The following is a 20,111-nucleotide window of genomic DNA, read 5'->3' on the forward strand; positions in this document are numbered from 1 at the left end:
TTTGGGAACTTCATAAAGGTTCTTTAAATGATTTGTGTAACAAATCAATTTTCTTAATCTTCGTAAATCTTTTTAGCATATTCGCTAGGTGTTATGTTATAGCGATGAGTAAATTTTCTTGAAAAGTAATGAATAGAATTGAATCCAAGCATAGAAGAAATTTCACTAATCGTGTATTCAGACTTTTTAATTAAGACTTTACTTTTAGCTAATTTTGCTTCATTGATATATTGTTTTGGAGCTACTTTCATATTATCTCTAAATAAGTTTTGTAAACTGGAACGACTGATAGAAAAGTGATCACAAATTTCATCTACTGGTAATGGTTCAAAAATCTTTTGATTGATATAAGCCAATATTTCTTCCAATAATTCATTCTCGAAATGTTGATGAATAGGGGTAGAAGGTTTTGTGATATGTTCTTCTAAATCATATTGAAGTAAATGGAGTATAAGTTCTTGTATAAATGATATCATTAAGTCTTTAGCATAAGGTAAAGGCGATGTAGTCATCTTTACAAATTTATCCAAGATTTGATAATACTCACGAGGACAATGGAATACGCGATTAATTATTGATTCATAATTTTGTATGTCAGATTCAAAGATAATCGTCAAATAACTACAGGGTTCAGACGAAGTTATTTCTTGGGTGTGATATTGGTTTGGTCCATATAGAAGTAAATCATAATTCTTTAGGACAAAATTAGTTCCTTCTACATCAGTTTCTAGTTCACCAGAATCTACAAAGGTTAATTCAAAGTATCGATGAGATTCACCATAAAATTTATACCCAGGAGATTTCACCATATAATAATAAGCACATATTTCGCTAATCATTAATTTAGGTTGAATTGGCTCATATACAATAGGTGCTTCGGTATTGAGTGTTGTTCGTGTAGTTTTATTTGGTGTATAAAGATTGATAGTTGATGATGATGTCAATGTGATAAATGAAAAGTATTGACCTTGGTCAATTTTGAAATTGCGATGAATTACGAATAGTTCGGGTTTGTACGCTTCATCAGGATCTGCTATGACAACGATTGCCATACCATCAACAGTTTCTACGTAAACATCTTCACTATATGCATATAATGATGCAATAGTTTTATTCGTAATTTTAAATTTTCTCTTTTTTAGTTCCTTATTTTTTTTGAATGAGTCAGTAATTTTACCAAATTTAAGGAAGTAAGCACTCGTTGTTTTGTTATACATATTATCACCTAATCAAATTATACACTAATATTTCACTAAATCATCACAATTCGATACTTAGTTTTTAAATTAGTGTTAAAAAGTACAAACGCAATATTGAAAATTATAAAACAATTCTTCGAGAATTGAACTATAATGAAATCATAGAAAGCGTTTACTTCTTGGGAAGGGGATAGATGCGTTCTTAAAATGAAGGGGAGGATGAAAAATGCCAAACATTTTATTAACAAGAATTGACAACCGTTTGATTCATGGACAAGTAGCAACTCAATGGACTAGTTCTATTGGAGCTAATTTACTTTTAGTTGCGAATGATGATGTAGCTAGTAACACATTCCGTCAAGGATTGATGGATATGGCTGCACCAAGCTATGCTCAAACACGTTATTGGTCAGTTCAAAAAACAATCGACACAATTCACAAAGCTTCTGATGCTCAAAAAATCTTTATCGTATGTGAGAATCCACAAGATGTATTAAAACTAGTTGAGGGTGGAGTACCTATCAAAAAAGTTAATATTGGAAACATGCATATGTCTGAAGGTAAGCGTCAAGTTGCTGGTTCAGTTGCTGTTGATGCATCAGACGTTGAGGCTTTTGAAAAGCTTCGTAGCTTAGGGGTAGAACTTGAAATTAGAAAAGTTCCTTCAATGTCTACAGAAGACGTAGAAAAATTATTTAAATAATCATACAGAAAGGTGATAGATAAACATGGAATTTAATATTATTCAAATATTACTTGTTGGTGTCGTTGGATTTATCGGCGGTATTGACCAATTTAGTTTCCTTGAATCATTGTATCGCCCAATTGTTATGGGACCTATCGTTGGAGCTATCCTTGGTAACTTCGACTTAGGACTTAAAATTGGGGCTTCTTATGAACTTCTAATGATTGGTAGTATGCCAATCGGTGGAGCTCAACCTCCAAATGCAGTATTAGGAGGCATTATGGCTGTTGTATTCGCAATCTCTTTAAATCAACCAGATTTCGAATCTGCTTTAGCACTTGCAATCCCATTCGGATTACTTGGACAACAAGCTGTTAACATTTGGTTCACAATTGCTGCTCCTGCAATGTCAAAAGCTGACAGCATGGCTGCAAAAGCTGATATCAAAGGTATCGAACGACTTAACCTTGGCTTAATGCTTGGTATTGGTGCTCTATTTGCAATTCTTGCAATGATCGGTACTGGTGCTGGACAAGCTGTAGGTGTAATGCTTTCTGAAGCTGTTCCAGCATGGGTTTGGACTGGTCTTGGAGCTGCAGGTGGTATGATGCGTTATGTAGGATTTGCAGTATTAATGAAAGTAATGATTTCAGGCGAATTCTGGACAGTATTAATTGCTGGTTTCGCTATGGCAACATTAATCGACAAAGCTATGGGTACTGGTGCTTATACATTAGTAATCGTTGCTATTCTCGGTGGAGCATTAGCTTATTATGACTTCCAAATCAATACGAAGATCAAAGCAAATGCTGGATCAGCAAAGGGGGACTATAGTGATGGCATCTAATTTAGCAAACACATACAAGAATACGACTCCTGCTCAACCTCTTGATAAGAAAACTCTTAACAAAATGGTTTGGCGTTCATTATTCTTACAAATGTCTTTCAACTTTGAACGTATGCAAGCTGCTGGTTGGTTATACGGAATTCTTCCAGGATTGGAAAAAATCCATACTGACAAAGAAGATCTTGCTCTTTCAATGGGACATAACTTAGACTTCTTTAACACTCACCCATTCTTAGTAACATTCGTTATGGGTATCGTTCTTTCTTTAGAACAACAAAAAGCTGATGTAACTACAATCCGTGCAGTACGTGTTGCTGCTATGGGACCTTTAGGTGGTATCGGAGATGCTATTTTCTGGTTAACATTAGTTCCAATCGCTGCTGGTATCGGTGCTAACTTATCTCTTGAAGGAAATATTTTAGGACCTATCATTTTCTTAGTATTATTCAATGCAGTTCAATTCGGAGTTCGTTACGGATTAATGTATTGGTCATATGACTTAGGTAGTAAAGCAATTGAAGCATTAACTAAAAATGCTAAAGAATTTACTCATGCTGCTTCATTATTAGGTATCTTCGTAGTAGGTGCTCTAATTTCTAACATGGGTGGTACAACAATCGCTTTAACTATTCCTAATGGGGATGCTCCTATCGTATTACAAACAGTATTAGATAGTATTTTCCCTAAATTAATCCCACTTGCAATTACTATGCTTATGTACTGGTTAATTGCTAAGAAAAACTTCACAGTTATCAAGTGTATCATTTTACTTCTATTATTTGGTATTCTTGGGGCTTTACCATTTATCGGTTTATTCTAAGATAAATTTGGTATTCCACAACCTTCATATGAAAAGGTGTTCGCTTATGCGACACCTTTTTTGTTTAAAATCCATAAACAAGATATACTAGTATAAAGAATAAAAGGTGATTTATTATGATAATTAATTTAACAAAGAAACAAGCAAGACAATTTCTTCTTGTAAAACACGGATTACTTGGTGAGTATAAATTTGAAGGTGAAAAAGGAATATTAGCTTTTGTTAAGCAAGCAGGATGTATTCAATTTGATCCAATTGATTCATGTGGAAGAAATGCCGATTTGGTACTGTTATCACGTATTAAAAATTACAATAGAGAGATGTTATATGATTTACTATATCAAGACAGAAAATTAATTGATTATTTTGATAAGAATCTTTCAATATTTTGTATGGATGACTGGCCATATTTTTTGAGAAATCATGAATTATATGATTATATGGATAGGTATGATTGTAGAATAAAACTTACTTGTGAGGAAATTAAAAATGAAATAAAAAGAAGGGGTCCATTATGTTCTAATGATATACATAATGATAAACACATAATAGGTGCATGGGGGACAAAATCAAGTTTAGCGCGTGCTGTTTTGGAACATTTATACTTTACTGGGGAGTTAGCGATTTATCATAAGAAGGGTACAACTAAGTATTATGATTGTATTGAAAATTGTATACCCAAGAAGATATTAGACAAAGCGGATCCAAATAAAACGTTATATGACTTTCAAAAATGGTTAGTTTTAAGACGAATTAAATCCGTAGGGTTATTATGGAATAAAAGTTCAGATGCATTTCTATGTATTAATCAGCTTAAAACACTCGTAAGGAATAGAATTTATGAAGAGTATATTTTATCTGGAAAAATTGTTGAAGTACGCGTAGAGGGCTGTAAGGAGCCATTCTATTGTGTTCAAGAGGATTTGGAAATCATTGATGAAGTATTAAGTAAATTTGTTTATAAAAAAAGGTGTGAGTTTATCGCACCGCTAGATAATTTGATATGGGATCGTAAATTAATTAAGGAAATATTTGATTATGACTATAAATGGGAAATCTATACACCTCAAAATCAACGTAAGTATGGTTATTATGTTTTGCCAATTTTGTATGGTGATCAATTCATTGGAAGAATAGAAGCAGTATTTACTAAAAAGACAAACAAATTAGAAGTTAAAAATATTTGGATTGAACAAAATATTAAATATACGAAGATCTTAGATAAAGAGATTCACAAACGAATAGTAAAACTAGAAAAATTTAATCAAAATAATGTAAATGAATTATGAAATTAACAACTTAAATTAGAGATAGTTGATAATAAAAATTGATTTGAATAATAAATAATATTCAAATGAATTGAAATACACAATAAAAAATGTAGATAGGATATAATTAAAAGTATAAGATATTTGTTTATGTGGGGGAAAGTATGAAGGAAAAGTATAAGTTGTATGTAGCGGACTTGATTAAACAAAAGAAAATGGAATTAGGCATTAATTCAAAGGAACTTTCAGAGCGAAGCAATGTTTCTAAGTCCTACTTAAGCAAAATCGAAAATGGAAGTTATCTCGGCTCTATGGAAACAATAAATTTTATATTTAATGTTTTTGGTATAGAGTTTTATTATGAAGGTGAAAAATTCGATGAACTTTCAGAATTGATGGATGAGTATATTATCAATCAAATTAAGGCGAATGATACAAAAGCAATTATTGAAAAGATAATTTCATATCACGAAAATGCAGTATATTCGGCACTTGCAGAAAAATATTATTTATGTCGTTTTATAAATTCTGTATTAATGAAAGATGAATTTGAATATTGGGATAAAGAATTTAATCGAATATCAAAGTTAATAATAATTGATTCAAAAATTAAACATATTTATCTAGATTTTAAAGGAGTATTACATAAAAATAACAATGATTATCAAAATGCGATTAAATATTTAATAGAAGCAAAAAATTTAGGTAAATTTGAATACACGAGTTCGATGGTTTCGTATCATTTGTCGTATACATATGGAAAAATTAATAATTTGTTGGATGCATACCGTCTTGCGGTTGAAGCTAGGGATTCATTTAATAAAGAATCAAATTGGAAGAGAGAATGGTATACAGAGTGTCACATCGCAAATTTGTTTTCACGCTCTGGTGAGTTTCAAATAGCAAATAAAATGTATCTTGATTTAATACAACGCTATGATGAAGTAGGTTCTGTACTAATGAAAAATACGGTTAAAGTTAATTTAATGTGGAATTATATGAAACAATTGAAATGGAGTGAAGCTTTACAAATACTTGAAAAAACAGAAGAGAATGAGTTTGATATGTTCAAGATTTCTTATTTTCATTGTGCGTATTGTTACTTTAAGTTGAACCAATTTGAGTTGATGAATTTATGGATAGAAAAAGGCTTAAGTTTAAAATTAGATAATGATACAAGAACATTATTAGAAATGTTAAGGATACTTTCTGATAATCTGATTGATGAGGATGAACGAATAAAGAAATTACTCAAATGCAAGAAAAATAATGAAAATTGCATAGAATTAGAAACACTAATTATTATTAATAATGAAATCAGAAATTATGCTGAAACAAATTTTAAGTATAAGATAGCGTATGAAGTAACTAAAGAGTTATTGACTACTAAAGCAACTTTCGTTGTATAGTTTCTAAGATGAAGTCTAAAACAGCTTATATTAGCTGTTTTTTTCGTGCAAACTAGAAACCCATGAAGATGAAAAGAGTGCGATAATAAAAACATAAAGGAGATAAAGAATATGAAGAAATTTAAAAGTATTTTAGTTGCTGTATTGTTGGTGTTTATTGTTGCATCACCAATAGGCGCAGTGGCGGCAGAAGAAGATAATTATGATTATCCAATCTGTGAATACAATGAAGATGGTGAACCAACTAACTATCCATGCTTGTATCCAATTGCTCCACTGAACCATGTTGACTTTCCTGATTAAGGGATAGAAAGGAATGGACCTAGAATCATAGCCAAGAAGGATTAAAATATGTGTAAGCAAATTGAAGAGTATAGACAAAACTTGAATATTTATAAAAAGTACGATGCTTTAGATTTGTCTGATAAAATTATTGAATTGGCTAGACTTAAACGAAATCTAAATAAAAATGAACAGATTGCAAAACAAAATTATTTATGGTTATTAAGATGTATCATCATCCTCATAATAAATAGTTTAATACTTGTAATGTTGTTCACGTTTAGAGATGTAATGTTTAACAAAGTATATTTCGGAATATTTATTACAATTGATTTATTTGCGGTATTGTTAATCACTGTTTTCACAACTAAGAAGTCAATAGAAATTGATGCTTATGATTCATATCGAATTGAAGTCTTAGAACGATTGATTGCAATTAGTTAATGAAATCATTATGTAAAAAGTATATGAAATGAATTGTAAATATTATTTTATTTAGATACGTAGCGATACTATGAAAAAAACGACTATCACCGGGGTAGTCGTTTTTTGCTTATTTTAGTTTTTGTTGTTGTGTAGCAAATAAATATTCATCCATACAATTTGCAACTCTATCTTTGATTAGAGCTTCAGCAGTGCAAGGAATGATTCCTTCACGTACTTTAGTATATTGGATTGGCATATATTGGCTTAATAGAGAGAATGGAATTTCTGTACTATTAATATTTTTGATTAATGTTTCTAAAGCTGCTTGTACTTTTTCATTTGGTAAGTAGTAACGACAACGATCAGAGAAACTATATTTACGTTTAAATGCTAATTGTTGTTCAGTACCATGATAATGCTTTTTCCAGTTACCTGGTTCCTTAAGCATTACTTCTTCTAATACATCGATGAATTTAGAAGTTTTAGTTTTAGTACCTTTGAAAAGTTCTTCTTCGATATTAGCTAGAGCAAACATACCTTCACGAGCTGCAAAAGTTAAGCCTGGTCCCACTTTAAGAATAGCAATTCCATCTTCAACCATTTGCTTAAGAGCAATTTTTGTTTGATAATCAGTTGAATGACCTTCGAATACTAAGTTCTTGTAGGATTTTAATGAATTTGTTAGTTTCTTAGCTTCTTTTCGGTTATATTCAATAACTGTTGCATCACCAAATTCAACACCGGGTTGTACAACAACAGCAATAACATGATTCCATGCATCTTTTAAATCTTTATCAAGGAATGCTTTGTGGAAAGTGTCAATCGTAGTCTTACAGTCTTTTACTTTAGTAACGGCTACGCCATCTTCTTCCTCTTGAGCCCCACCTGGGATAGGTACTTCAGATCCAACAATGAAGACTGGGTGTAAAGAATTTGGATTTTTCGCAACTAGTTTAGCGAATGTCTTTTCTGCTACTTCAGCTAATTCAGCGCCACGACGTGCAATTACATCAGTTGAAAGCATTGCATTTTGATCATCATCAGCAACACGCATTGATGTATCAATATGAATCTTTGTAAATCCTGCTGCAACATATAATTCAATTAATTTTTTAGCTTCTTTCATTGCTTCTTTTTCATTAAGGTGAGTCCAAGTTAATGGTCCTAAATGATCTCCACCAAGAATTACTTTTTCCATTGGAAATCCAACTTTTTTAGCAATTTTCTCAACGAATTTTAAGAAGTCTTTTGGTTTCATACCAGTGTATCCACCATATTGATTTACTTGGTTACTAGTAGCTTCAATCAATACAACAGATTTTGTTTGTTTACCTCTTTCAAGTGCTGCTTCAATAACGAATTCATTTGCACTACATACAGAATAAATTCCAACAGGTAAACCTTTTTTTTGTAAATTAATCATTTGTAATAAAGGATGTTTCATAATGAGATATCTCCCTTCAATCTTATATACTTAGTTTAGCATATTTTAATTTGATTTCCTTATCTAAACAATTAAATGATTTGTATATTTTGGTAAGAAACTAGGAATTTTAACTATTTTTTCAAATTATTAGTTGAGGTGATATGAAATGGCATTAGTTAAAGAGATTCCATCAGAAGAAAGACCAAGAGAGAAAGCGTTAAAATTTGGTGTAAAGGGATTAAGTAACACTGAATTACTGGCTCTTTTAATTCGAACTGGTTATCAAGGATTTTCAAGTTTAGCAGTTGCTGAGGCTTTAATTAAAAAAGCGGGTGGGTTAAACGGATTATCTCGCTTATCTAAATTTGATTTAATCGGTGTCAAAGGCATCAAAGAAGTAAAAGCGTTGGAGATTATGTCGTGCATTGAATTAGCACGTAGAATGTCATATGAGGAGATTGAAAAGAAGGATGTGATAAAAGATCCACGTAAATTAATAGATTGGCTAAGAAATGAAATTGGTAATGAATTGCAAGAGAATTTTCTCGTTGTATATTTGAATGTTAAAAATCATATTATTACATATCGAATTCTATTTAAAGGAACTGTTGATTGCAGTTTGGTACATCCACGTGAAATATTTAAAGAAGCATTACTTCATTCTTCTAGCAAAATACTTTTAGTACATAACCATCCATCATCCGATACAGAACCTTCTTTAGCTGATCTTGAAATGACACAACAAATCGTAGAATGTGGTGAAATGATGGGGATAACAGTTTTAGATCATATCATTGTTTCAGGGCATAATTATCTCAGTTTTAAGGCAAAAGGTTTATTATGAATTCTTTTAAATGATGGATAAGCATGATATGATTATGAGGGGATATCTTATGAAATGGACAGTAAAATTTAAAGAACATATACAAAATAATGTATCATTAACTACTCTATTCAAAGTAGTAGCAGTTTTGTTGGTAGTTTATTTACTATCCGTTACATCGTATGTGTGGATGTCAATTGCTCATGCGATCATTAAAATCATTTTACCATTTGTTATCGGGTTCATTATTGCTTATTTGTTACATCCTCTTGTTATGAGAATGGAAAAAATAGGAATCCGACGAAAACTGAGTATTCCTGTTTTATTTGTTATCATTATTGTTGCACTATGTACATTGATATTTGCGATAAGTCCGACAATCTATTCTCGAATAGTTAGTTTTATAAACAGTATAGGTCAAGGAGTTAATTCACTATTTGATATTTATAGAAATGTTAGTGAAAATAATCCATCACCTATATTGCAAGCAATGCTTCAGCAGTTTAATTTATTGATGAGTGAATCAAAAACTTGGTTACCTAATTTTAGTACATTAATCCCGCAAATATTTAATGGATTTATTGGATTTCTTACAAACACAATACTGACTGTGATGGTTTCATTCTATTTCTTATTTGATTATGAAAAAATTACATCCTATATTGATTATGTAAGTGAGGGGATTAATCCAGATTTACCTAAGATTTATGAATTAATTGATATACGTATTGGAGCTTATTTACATGGATTAGTAATATTAATGTTGATTAAATTTATTGAATATAGTGTGCTTTATAATCTTGTAGGTCACAAAGATTGGCTTATTATAGCAATCTTGACTTCACTAGGATTAATTATTCCTTATTTTGGGGCAACAATTGCGAATCTTGTAGGCATTATTACTGCGTTAAGTTTACCTACAAGTAATGTAGTTATATTACTTATTGGTATATTAATACTATCAAATTTTGATGCTTATATAATTGGACCGCTTGTTCATTTGAAGAATAGCCAAATTCATCCGCTATGGACTTTGTTTAGTATTATAACGGGAGGTATTTGTTTTGGTTCTTTTGGAGTCATGATTTCTGTTCCGGTTTTCATGATATGCAAAGTGCTATTTAACTATTATCGCGAAAAAAGTAATAATGAAGTAGCAGATGGAATGTGATATAATCTTGAGGAGAAAAGAGGTAGTCCATGAAGAAAAAAATTTATTTATGTCTTGTCATTGGTTTACTGATTGCATCACTTACAGGATGTACAGTTAAGAAAAACCAAGTTGCCTATACAGTTTACCCGGTTGGATATTTAGCAAACCGTATTATTGGTGATAAACTCCAAGTGGTATCAATACAAAATGATGAAATCGTACAACGCGCTACGTTAGTTGATAATTATGAAAATCAATTGGAATTATCACAAGCGTTGTTTCATGTGGGTTCTTTAGAACCATACCTTACTGTAAATAATGAACAGATTAAGGATACAAAAGTGTCAACGAATGACTTATCAGTATTAAATGCGATTTATAAATTCCAACGATATACACCAGTTAATGTTGATGGAACAATCACATATATTGAATCGAGCTACTATAAAGGTGAAACTTTTGAAAAGATTGATTCTTATGAAAAAGATCTATATTTATGGATGGATCCAATTGCTATGTTAAGCATGGCAAAAGATATAACAAAATGGTTATCTGCGAATTATAGTGAAGATTCTAATTATTTTGAAGAAAACCTTGTGACACTTGAAAAAGATTTGGTTCAATTAGATGCTGAATACCAAAAACTTGCGACTAAGTTAATAAATGAAGGTAAAGAAATCAAATTTGTATCAATGACGCCTAGTTTTGGTAACTGGCAAAAAGCATATGGCTTTCAAGTGTATCCAGTTGTACTTTCAAAATATGGAGCTTTACCTACTGATGAGCAACTTAAAGTAATTAAAGATCGTATTATTGCAGATAATGTTCAATATATTGTTTATGAACCAAACTTACCAGAAGATATGGTTGCATTATTAGAACAACTTGAATCAGAATTGGGTTTAAAACGAGTAACAATGAATAATTTATCCTCTTTGACTGAAAAACAAAAAGAAGAGAATAAGGACTATGTTTCCATTATGTATGAGAATCTATCAAATCTTGAATCGATGGCTACAGCAATCCCTGTTGTTACATCAACAAAGATATCTGAAGTAACAGATCAAACAACGATAGACGATGCTGGACCACATGATGATTTACAAGCGAATTAATGAGGGCGAATAATTGCTCTCATTTTTCTATAATCAAACTAAGTTTCATGGTAAAATAAGAGTGGAGGATTTTATGAAAAAATTACTATTAGTAGATGGCAATTCAATGCTATTTAGAGCATATTATGCAACAATATACGGTCGCCCAATGACAACTTCGAAAGGAATTCCAACGAATGCTATTTTTGGATTTGCTTCTATGTTTCAAAAAGCATTGGAACTTGTTCAACCGGATTCTGTTTTGGTGGCGTTTGACTCAGGTAAACATACATTTAGACATGATATTTTTGCTGAATACAAAGGTGGACGTAAGGAAACTCCAGAAGAGTTAATTGTCCAATTTAGTTTAATCCGAGATTACTTGGATGCATTTCATATTACAAGGTTTGAATTACCATCTATTGAAGCGGATGATATTATTGGTTCTATGAGTAAGAAATATCCAGATTGGGATATCAATATTCTTTCAAGTGATCGCGATTTACTTCAATTAATTGATGATACAACTTCTGTGTGGTTAATGAAAAAAGGAATTAGTGAAATTGAAGAAACGACAGTTGAATCACTTCAAGAATCAATGGGCATTACACCAACTCAAATTGTTGATTTAAAAGGCTTAATGGGAGATGCATCAGATAATATTCCAGGGATTCCAGGTGTTGGAGAAAAAACAGCTCTCAAGCTTTTGGCGGATTATCATAATGTTGAAAACTTATTAGAACATAAAGAAGAGTTAAAAGGGAAACTTAAAGAAAAGGTTGTTGAATTTGAAGATCAAGCACGTTTAAGTAAAATACTCGCAACAATTAAAACGGATGTTGATTTGCCTATATCAGCGGAAGATTGTAAATATGATCCAAATTATACAACTCTTGTACAGTTTTTTAGTGATATGGAAATGCGCAGTTTGGTTAAGAAATATGAACCATTCTTAAGTAATGATTCAAATCCAAAAGAAGAAGTAACCATGAGCTTTTCTAGTGTGACTAAATGTCCAAAGGAATTGCTTGTGGATGATGTAGTACTTGCTCTTGATTGCAGTAATGATCTACCACAAATGACAACATTATATGGACTGGTTCTTTTAAAAAACAAACATTGTGTATATATGGATATTAATGATGTAAAGAAAGATTATGATTTAATAAATTGGCTACATTCTACAAATAAGAAAATTTGTTATGACTCAAAATTGGTCTATCATACTTTTGCATTAAATAAAATCGAAATTAATGGCTTGTACTTTGATACGATGATTTCATCATTCCTGTGTGATAGTACATTAACATCATGGGATCGAATTCGTGGTGCTTATGATTTCAATGAAAGCCACAAAAAAGAAGAAGTTTATGGAACTCTTACTAAACCGAAATTACCGGATTTAGAAGAACAAGTACAATATACGTCGGAACAAGCACACTTCTTCCAACAAATATTTGAACATACAAAACCACTCATTGATGAATATAAGATGAATGAATTGTTTTATGAAATAGAAATGCCATTATCCTATGTGTTATTTAGAATGGAATTAGAAGGTGTATTAATTGATATGCCTGTTTTAGATGAAATTGCAAAAGATACTTTAGAAAAAATAGAAGAATTATCAAAACGAATCACTGAATATGCAGGTGATGATTTCAATTTGAATTCTCCTAAACAACTTGCAGAAGTTTTGTTTGATAAACTTCAACTTCCAAGTAATAAAAAAAGAAGTACATCAGTTGATGTGTTAGAGAAACTTCAAGGATTTCATCCAATTATTGATGATTTAATGGAATATCGAAAGGTTCAAAAATTATATAGTACTTATGCAGAAGGCTTGAAAAAATATGTTGGATCTGATAATCGTATCCATACAATATACAATCAATGTGCAACACAAACAGGAAGATTATCAAGTAGTGATCCTAATTTGCAAAATATATCGGTTCGCGATGAGCAAGCACGTATTATTCGTAAAGCATTTATACCAACACCAGGTAATGTTTTGATTGCATCTGATTATTCTCAGGTTGAACTACGCATGTTAGCGCATATGGCTAATGAGAAAGGATTAATTGAAGCATTTAATTCCAAACTAGATATCCATACAAAGACTGCAATGGATGTATTTAAAGTAGGTGAAGAGGAAGTTACAAGTCAATTAAGAAGACAAGCAAAAGCGGTTAACTTTGGAATTGTATATGGTATATCTGATTTTGGACTATCGCAACAATTAGGAATATCAAGAAAAGAAGCACAATCATTTATTGATAATTACTTTGAAGCATATCCGGGTATTCATGCTTATATGGATGGGGTTATTGAACAATGTAAGGAAAATGGGTATGTAACAACTTTATTAAATCGAAGAAGAGAAATAAAAGAAATACATGATAAAAATCATATGGTAAGAGAGTTTGGAAAAAGAGCTGCAATGAATGCGCCAATACAAGGGTCAGCTGCAGACTTAATTAAAATTGCGATGATTCATATTTATGATGAAATGCAAAAACAAGATGTTAAATCAAAAATGATTTTACAAGTACATGATGAATTGATATTTGATGTAGATAAAGATGAAATTGAATTGATGGAAACAATAATTCAAACTGGAATGGAAAAAGCGATGGATTTGAAAGTGCCTTTAGTTGCAGAATGTAAGGTAGGTTCAACGTGGTATGAGGCTAAATAATGCCTGAACTTCCTGAGGTAGAAACAGTCCTAAGGACACTAGAACATCAAATCAAAAATCAAGAAATTATAGATGTAAAAGTTTTGTGGGATCGTATTGTAGGTGATGATACACAATACTTTATAAGTAAATGTATGGGTCAACATTTTAGAGATTTTAAAAGAAGAGGTAAATACTTACTCTTTATTCTCGATGATTGTATTCTTGTATCACATTTAAGAATGGAAGGTAAATACTTTTACTCTAATAAAGATGAACCGATAAATAAACATGTACATGTGATTTTTACATTAGGTAATGGTAAAGAACTAAGATATCAAGACACGCGTAAGTTTGGAAGAATGGAAATTTTGGATATTGATTCTGATATAAACAGTTTTAAGAAGCTAGGACCTGAACCGTGGGATGCTTCATTTACACCTTCATATTGTTATCAAACATTACATAAGAAAACTGGACCAATTAAAGGGGCATTACTTGATCAAAGTTTTGTTGCAGGTGTAGGTAATATCTATGCTGATGAGATTTGTTTCAAGATGGGTGTTGATCCACGAAAACCCTGTAAGAAGATAACGAAGAAGAATTGCGAAGACTTGGTTCAGGCAACACAAGAGACACTTACAAGAGCAATTGAATTAGGTGGAACTACGATTCGTAGCTATACATCATCATTAGGCATCACAGGAAGATTTCAATTAGAAGTTCATGTGCATGGAAGGCTTAATGAATTATGCCCAAAATGTAATACGGAAATCAAAAAAATAAGAGTAGCGACACGAGGGACATATTATTGTCCTCATTGTCAAAAGAGGTAATATGAAAAAAGTTGCGATAACGGGAACAATAGGATCTGGAAAAACGGAATGTAGTCATCTCATTGAATCAATGGGATATACCGTTTTTAATTGTGATGATGAAGTAAATCAATTGTATCTACAAGATGATTCCGCAATTGAGAAACTCAAAACTATATTTCCTTTTTCTTATCATAATGGGATTTGGGATAAACGCAGTATCGCAAATGAGATATTCAAAGAAAATACAAAAAAAATAGAATTAGAGAATATAATTTATCCTGTATTATTGAAAAAAATGCAAGATAAAATGATAGAGTCAAAAGAGGTATTCTTTGCAGAAGTACCGTTACTCTTTCAAACGGGATGGGATCAATACTTTGATGAAATCCTGTTGGTAACTTGTGATGATGATATTGCGATGAAACGATTAATCACCAATCGTGGCATGAGCGAAGAAGATGCTAGAAGAAGATTGCATGATCAAAAGAAACATTTACTTCAAATTGAAAGAGCTACGAAAATAATCTATAATAATAACAATATTGAAGATTTGAAGAAACAAGTAAGAGAATGGGTAGAAATGGAGATCATTGGCAATGGAACTAAAAGATAAAGATACATATCGCATTGAAATAATTGATAATATAAATTTCAATGGCTTAACTTCCTTAGTTTCTTTATATCAACCTATTATTGGTAGAGATGCATTAGATTTTTATTTAACGATTTGCATTGAAGGTGCAAATCAAAAGAGTTTGGAAAACCATCAACGTTTATCAAAAATTATGAATCTGGATATTCCAGCAATGGAAAGAGCACGAAAAAAGTGTGAACAATTCTATTTGTTGAGGACTTATCATAAATTGGATAATGATAAGAGTACTTATATTTATGTTATTAATCCACCTTTATCAGTACAAGCATTTATTAAACACGATTTATATTCACGCTTATTATTAAAAGTATTAGGGCAAAAGCAATATGAACTAACAATAACAAAGGTGAGCCGTCAAGAAACTACAAAGAATGGGTTTGAGGATATATCGGATCAATTTGATAAGAATTTACTTGCAAATTGGGATGTTGAGAATGAAGTTCAATTTACAAAAGTACAACCAAGCTTCAATTTTACTGATCATGAGAAGTTAAATATCAACTTTAATTATGAAGAGCTATTTGATACTACATCAACTTTAGTATTTCCAGTGGAAGCAAGGACAAAAGAAAATCTCCAAATTATTGGAGAGTATGCAACTTTATATGGTTTATCTGCGAATAAAGTAAGGGTATTGATAGGGCGTTGTATGGATTTACCAACAAGTACATTGGATGTAGATAAGTTTAAGAAGTTATGTTCTACGCAAAATCCAGATGCAATTGTAACATCAAAAGATCCATATATGTTACCACCAGTTTCATTCCTACAAGCACGACAAAATGGTGTGCCTGTCGCTTCGGTTGACCGTCGTTTACTTGAATATTTAAATCTTGAGTTAAAACTACCTGCAGAAGTCGTGAATGTTCTTGTTGATTATGTTTTATCAATCAATCAAAATCGTTTAACAAAACGATTTGTTGAGGCAGTTGCGACAACATGGATTAGAGAAAATGTAACTACAAAAGATCAAGCTATTGCTCAAACGAAGAAGAGTCCAGTAAATCGTCAAACAAATTCAAAGAAAAAAGATGTATTGCCAGCTTATTATGAAAAACTAAAATCTGATCCAAAACAAGAACAATTTGAAATCATTAGTGAAGAAGAAGAAAAGGAAATTGCCAAACGATTGAAAGGGTTAAGTGAATAATATGAAGAAAGCGTCATTTGATATCCCAGCATTTTCAAAAAATCAAAATAAAACACAAACCAATCTTTTGATTGAGCAATTGAAAAAGAATGAACACATCATTGAATTTCTAAAAAGAAATAATTGTTCATTGGATTTAGTAGAAAAATATCCAATTAAATTTAATAAATGGTTGGAAGTTGTTATGAAATGTGAGAATTGTAGTGGGTTACATCAATGTAGTCAGCCAGTACACGGACAATTTACTGATTTAGAGTGGAATGGGTTATTAACTCCTATTCTTCGTACATGTCGGTACCAAGCTAAAATCAATAAGGAGACATCACATGTTCAAAATTATTACATTTGTGATATGCCAAAGAGTTTTTATACGTTAAAAATTGAAGATATACAAATTCGTGGTGAAAGTAAAGATTATTTTGATGCGTTATTGAAAATTGTTGAGTGGCTAAAGAATCCGAAAGATAAAGGATTTTATCTTGTAGGTAGAGTCGGGGTAGGCAAGACATACATTGCTGCCTGCGCTGCAAACTATTTTGCACGAAAAGGAAAAACAGTTGCATTTATTCAAGTACCTGAATGGATTAGTAGAATGAAGAATACTTTTGATTCTACCGATACATTTTCTAAAGAAATTGCGAAAATTAAGCGAGCTGATTTTGTAGTTTTTGATGATATTGGAGCCGAAAGTGTAACTCCTTGGGTACGTGATGAGTTGTTATTTCCTATCTTAAATAAACGAATGGAAGATAAAAAAATGACTTGGTTTACGTCAAATGAAGATTTCACAAGTTTGGAAAATCATTTCAGAAATACGAAACAAAATGACCAAGAAGAAATGAAAGCGGTTCGAATTTTGGAAAGGATACGTGCTTTGAGTACAGAATTTGAAGTTCCTGGCAAAAATAGGCGAAATCCCGTATAAATTCATTTCACTTTGTAGTGTAATAATGGTAGAATTAATAATGTTAATTAGGAGGCAGTTATGGTACGAAAAATTGGTATTTTAACATCAGGTGGTGATGCACCAGGAATGAATGCTGCAATTCGTGCGGTTACTCGTGTTGCGTTAGCTAATGGTATTGAAGTCGTAGGTATTCGTGATGGCTATCGTGGATTAGTTGAAGGTACTTTTGAATCTTTCAGTAAAACGAGTGTATCTGACATATTAGATAGAGGTGGAACTAAATTAGGTTCTGCAAGACTTCCAGAATTTAAGGATCCTGAAGTTCAAGAGATGGCAGTTAATCAACTCAAAGCAAATGGAATAGAAGCCATTGTTGTTATTGGGGGAGATGGAAGTTATCGAGGAGCTCAAGCTCTAACAAAATTAGGTATTAATTGTATTGGTATCCCCGGAACAATCGATAATGATATTCCAGGTACTGATTTTACAATTGGTTTTGATACAGCGTTACAAACTTGTGTTGAGGCTGTCGATAAATTAAGAGATACATCAAGTTCACATCATCGATGTTCAGTAGTTGAGGTAATGGGAAACCGTTGCGGTGACTTAGCAGTTTACACAGCAGTTTCTTGTGGAGCTGAGATTGTTGTAAGCCCTGAAACAGGATATGATGAATTGGATATTTTAGAAAAGTTGAGATATTTAGATACAGCGGTTCATAAGAATCATGCAATCGTGATTATCTCAGAAAAAATTACAGATGCAGATGGATTAGCAAGAAAGATTTCCCAAAATACTGGGTTTTCTGGACGTGCTACTGTCTTAGGCCATATACAACGTGGAGGTAGTCCTTCTCCTACAGATCGTATTCTTGCTTCAAGAATGGGCGAGAAAGCAGTTGACTTACTGATGAATGATATCGGTGGACATTGCGTAGGAATTATTGACAATACGATTATTTCTATGCCAATTGACGAAGCACTAAATAGACCTAAAGCTTCAAGAAAACATTTGTATCGATTATTTGATCGTCTAATATAAGGAGGAGTAAGAAAATATGATCGGAAGAAAAACAAAGATAGTATGTACCATTGGACCAGCAAGTGAAACACCAGAAACAGTAGAAAAGTTAGCACGTTGTGGTATGAACATCGTACGTTTCAATTTTTCACATGATACGTATGAAGGACATAAGCGTAGATTAGATATGGTTCGTGAAGTTTCAGACCGTATTGGAATCAATTTAGCATGTATGCTGGATACAAAAGGACCTGAAATTCGTTTGGGTGAATTTGAAGGCGGTATATGTCAATTTACTAAAGGGGATATCGTAAAAGTTTGTAAGAAAGAAGTTATGGGTAACCATGAACATTTCCATATTCAATGTCCTGAACTATTTAATGATGTTAAAGAAGGAAATTACATTCTAATCGATGATGGTAAAATGAAATTAACAGTACTTGAAAACAATGGCGAAGAACTTACTTGCCGTGTTGAAGTATCTGGGCCTATCAAAACTAAAAAGGGATGTAATGTTCCTGGTGTTAAATTGTCAATGCCATTTATTTCTGCAAAAGATGATTCAGACATTCGTTTTGGATGTGAAAATGACTATGACTTTATCGCGGCTTCATTTGTACGTCGTGCAGAAGATGTTGTTGCTATTCGTAAAATATTAATTGAAATGGGTAAACCATCAATCAACATTATCGCAAAAATTGAAAACCAAGAAGGATTCGATAACCTTGAATCTATCTTAGAAGTTGCGGATGGTGTAATGGTTGCACGTGGAGATTTAGGTGTTGAAGTACAAACTCAATTTGTACCAATTTATCAAAAACAAATTATTAAAATGGCTAACAAAATTGGTAAACCAGTTATTACAGCTACACATATGCTTGATTCAATGACAGCTAATCCACGTCCAACTCGTGCCGAAGCTAGTGATGTTGCTAATGCTGTATTAGATGGTAGTGATGCTGTTATGTTATCTGCTGAAAGTGCTGCTGGAGAATACCCAGTTGAATCATGTACAATGATGGCTACAATTGCAGAAGCAGTTGAAAAAATTATTCCTTATCGTGAACGTTTAGATTTATCTAAAACTTCTAGTAAGAAAACAGTTCAAGATGCGATTGGTATTGCTGTATCGGATGCTACATTAACTCTTGAAAATGTTGGTGCAGTAGTTGCCTTTACACAAGGTGGTACAACAGCTCGTCGTATTTCTAAATTCAGACCATGTGTACCTATCTTAGCAGTAACATTTACTAAGAGTACACAAAGAAAACTTGAAAGCTACTGGGGTGTTACTCCAATTCTTTCAGATGTACAAAATGAATTAACAAATGATGATGAAATCGCATGTACAATTGCTAAGACATTTGGTATTAAACCTGGTCAATTAATTATCATTACTGCTGGTTACCCTACAGGTGAGGGTTCAGCGAATATGATGAAAGTCATTGAAGT

19 protein-coding genes are annotated in these 20,111 nt (G+C 32.0%); 17 read left to right on the forward strand and 2 right to left on the reverse strand.

What is annotated here, in order from left to right; translation table 11 throughout:
* Positions 1–53: 53 nt before the first annotated feature.
* Entirely contained in the window at positions 54–1,217 is a 1,164-nt protein-coding gene (locus RR643_RS08235) for a helix-turn-helix transcriptional regulator (protein ID WP_332482919.1), read from the reverse strand.
* A gap of 208 nt (positions 1,218–1,425) precedes the next feature.
* On the opposite strand from RR643_RS08235, the gene agaV reads away from it, so the two are divergent.
* The 7 genes from agaV (at position 1,426) to RR643_RS08270 (ending at position 6,954) form a co-directional block, all read left to right on the forward strand.
* The gene (gene agaV, locus RR643_RS08240) at positions 1,426–1,902 is read left to right on the forward strand and encodes a PTS N-acetylgalactosamine transporter subunit IIB (RefSeq protein ID WP_332482920.1); all 477 of its coding nucleotides are present in this window, start codon (positions 1,426–1,428) and stop codon (positions 1,900–1,902) included.
* A 25-nt stretch (positions 1,903–1,927) separates the two neighbouring features.
* Positions 1,928–2,731 (forward strand): PTS mannose/fructose/sorbose/N-acetylgalactosamine transporter subunit IIC, encoded by an 804-nt coding sequence (locus RR643_RS08245; RefSeq protein ID WP_332482921.1) that lies wholly within the window; start codon positions 1,928–1,930, stop codon positions 2,729–2,731.
* Positions 2,721–3,551 (forward strand): PTS system mannose/fructose/sorbose family transporter subunit IID, encoded by an 831-nt coding sequence (locus RR643_RS08250; RefSeq protein WP_332482922.1) that lies wholly within the window; start codon positions 2,721–2,723, stop codon positions 3,549–3,551. The genes RR643_RS08245 and RR643_RS08250 overlap by 11 nt, the downstream gene beginning before the upstream one ends.
* 116 nt (positions 3,552–3,667) lie before the next feature.
* Positions 3,668–4,840 (forward strand): winged helix-turn-helix domain-containing protein, encoded by a 1,173-nt coding sequence (locus RR643_RS08255; protein WP_332482923.1) that lies wholly within the window; start codon positions 3,668–3,670, stop codon positions 4,838–4,840.
* A gap of 143 nt (positions 4,841–4,983) precedes the next feature.
* Positions 4,984–6,228, forward strand: coding sequence for a helix-turn-helix domain-containing protein (locus RR643_RS08260; protein WP_332482924.1), 1,245 nt, complete (start codon positions 4,984–4,986; stop codon positions 6,226–6,228).
* A gap of 111 nt (positions 6,229–6,339) precedes the next feature.
* A complete protein-coding gene (locus RR643_RS08265; protein WP_332468670.1) occupies positions 6,340–6,531 on the forward strand; it encodes a hypothetical protein in 192 nt (63 codons plus the stop codon).
* A gap of 48 nt (positions 6,532–6,579) precedes the next feature.
* Positions 6,580–6,954: a hypothetical protein gene (locus RR643_RS08270; protein ID WP_332482925.1), complete on the forward strand. Its 375-nt coding sequence runs from the start codon at positions 6,580–6,582 to the stop codon at positions 6,952–6,954.
* Between the two features lie 109 nt (positions 6,955–7,063).
* Here the strand turns inward: RR643_RS08270 and RR643_RS08275 are convergent, their stop codons facing one another.
* Complete coding sequence (locus tag RR643_RS08275; protein ID WP_442878365.1) at positions 7,064–8,383, reverse strand: class II D-tagatose-bisphosphate aldolase, non-catalytic subunit; 1,320 nt, start codon at positions 8,381–8,383, stop codon at positions 7,064–7,066.
* A gap of 145 nt (positions 8,384–8,528) precedes the next feature.
* Here RR643_RS08275 and radC point away from each other — a divergent pair, with 145 nt between their 5' ends.
* From radC to pyk, 10 genes are all read left to right on the forward strand, one after another.
* Complete coding sequence (gene radC, locus RR643_RS08280) at positions 8,529–9,206, forward strand: RadC family protein (RefSeq protein ID WP_332468667.1); 678 nt, start codon at positions 8,529–8,531, stop codon at positions 9,204–9,206.
* 49 nt (positions 9,207–9,255) lie between these two features.
* Positions 9,256–10,356 (forward strand): AI-2E family transporter, encoded by a 1,101-nt coding sequence (locus tag RR643_RS08285; protein ID WP_332482927.1) that lies wholly within the window; start codon positions 9,256–9,258, stop codon positions 10,354–10,356.
* 29 nt (positions 10,357–10,385) lie between these two features.
* A complete protein-coding gene (locus tag RR643_RS08290) occupies positions 10,386–11,453 on the forward strand; it encodes a metal ABC transporter substrate-binding protein (RefSeq protein ID WP_332468665.1) in 1,068 nt (355 codons plus the stop codon).
* A gap of 73 nt (positions 11,454–11,526) precedes the next feature.
* Complete coding sequence (polA, locus tag RR643_RS08295) at positions 11,527–14,130, forward strand: DNA polymerase I (RefSeq protein WP_332482928.1); 2,604 nt, start codon at positions 11,527–11,529, stop codon at positions 14,128–14,130.
* Positions 14,130–14,945 carry a DNA-formamidopyrimidine glycosylase gene (mutM, locus tag RR643_RS08300; RefSeq protein ID WP_332482929.1) on the forward strand — a complete coding sequence of 272 codons (816 nt, stop codon included), beginning with the start codon at positions 14,130–14,132 and terminating at the stop codon, positions 14,943–14,945. Before polA ends, mutM begins: the two co-directional genes overlap by 1 nt.
* Before the next feature lies 1 nt (position 14,946).
* On the forward strand, positions 14,947–15,540 hold the full coding sequence (gene coaE, locus RR643_RS08305; protein WP_332468662.1) for a dephospho-CoA kinase: 594 nt from the start codon (positions 14,947–14,949) through the stop codon (positions 15,538–15,540).
* Positions 15,524–16,732 (forward strand): DnaD domain protein, encoded by a 1,209-nt coding sequence (locus tag RR643_RS08310; RefSeq protein WP_332468661.1) that lies wholly within the window; start codon positions 15,524–15,526, stop codon positions 16,730–16,732. The genes coaE and RR643_RS08310 overlap by 17 nt, the downstream gene beginning before the upstream one ends.
* A gap of 1 nt (position 16,733) precedes the next feature.
* The gene (locus RR643_RS08315; protein ID WP_332482930.1) at positions 16,734–17,657 is read left to right on the forward strand and encodes an ATP-binding protein; all 924 of its coding nucleotides are present in this window, start codon (positions 16,734–16,736) and stop codon (positions 17,655–17,657) included.
* Positions 17,658–17,717: 60 nt separating this feature from the next.
* A complete protein-coding gene (pfkA, locus tag RR643_RS08320) occupies positions 17,718–18,680 on the forward strand; it encodes a 6-phosphofructokinase (protein WP_332482931.1) in 963 nt (320 codons plus the stop codon).
* A 16-nt stretch (positions 18,681–18,696) separates the two neighbouring features.
* Positions 18,697–20,111, forward strand: a 1,415-nt coding sequence (pyk, locus tag RR643_RS08325) for a pyruvate kinase (protein WP_332482932.1), incomplete at its 3' end; no start/stop codon positions are given.

Origin of the sequence: Anaerorhabdus sp. (assembly GCF_036637135.1) — a bacterium.
GTDB lineage: Bacteria > Bacillota_I > Bacilli_A > Erysipelotrichales > Erysipelotrichaceae > Anaerorhabdus.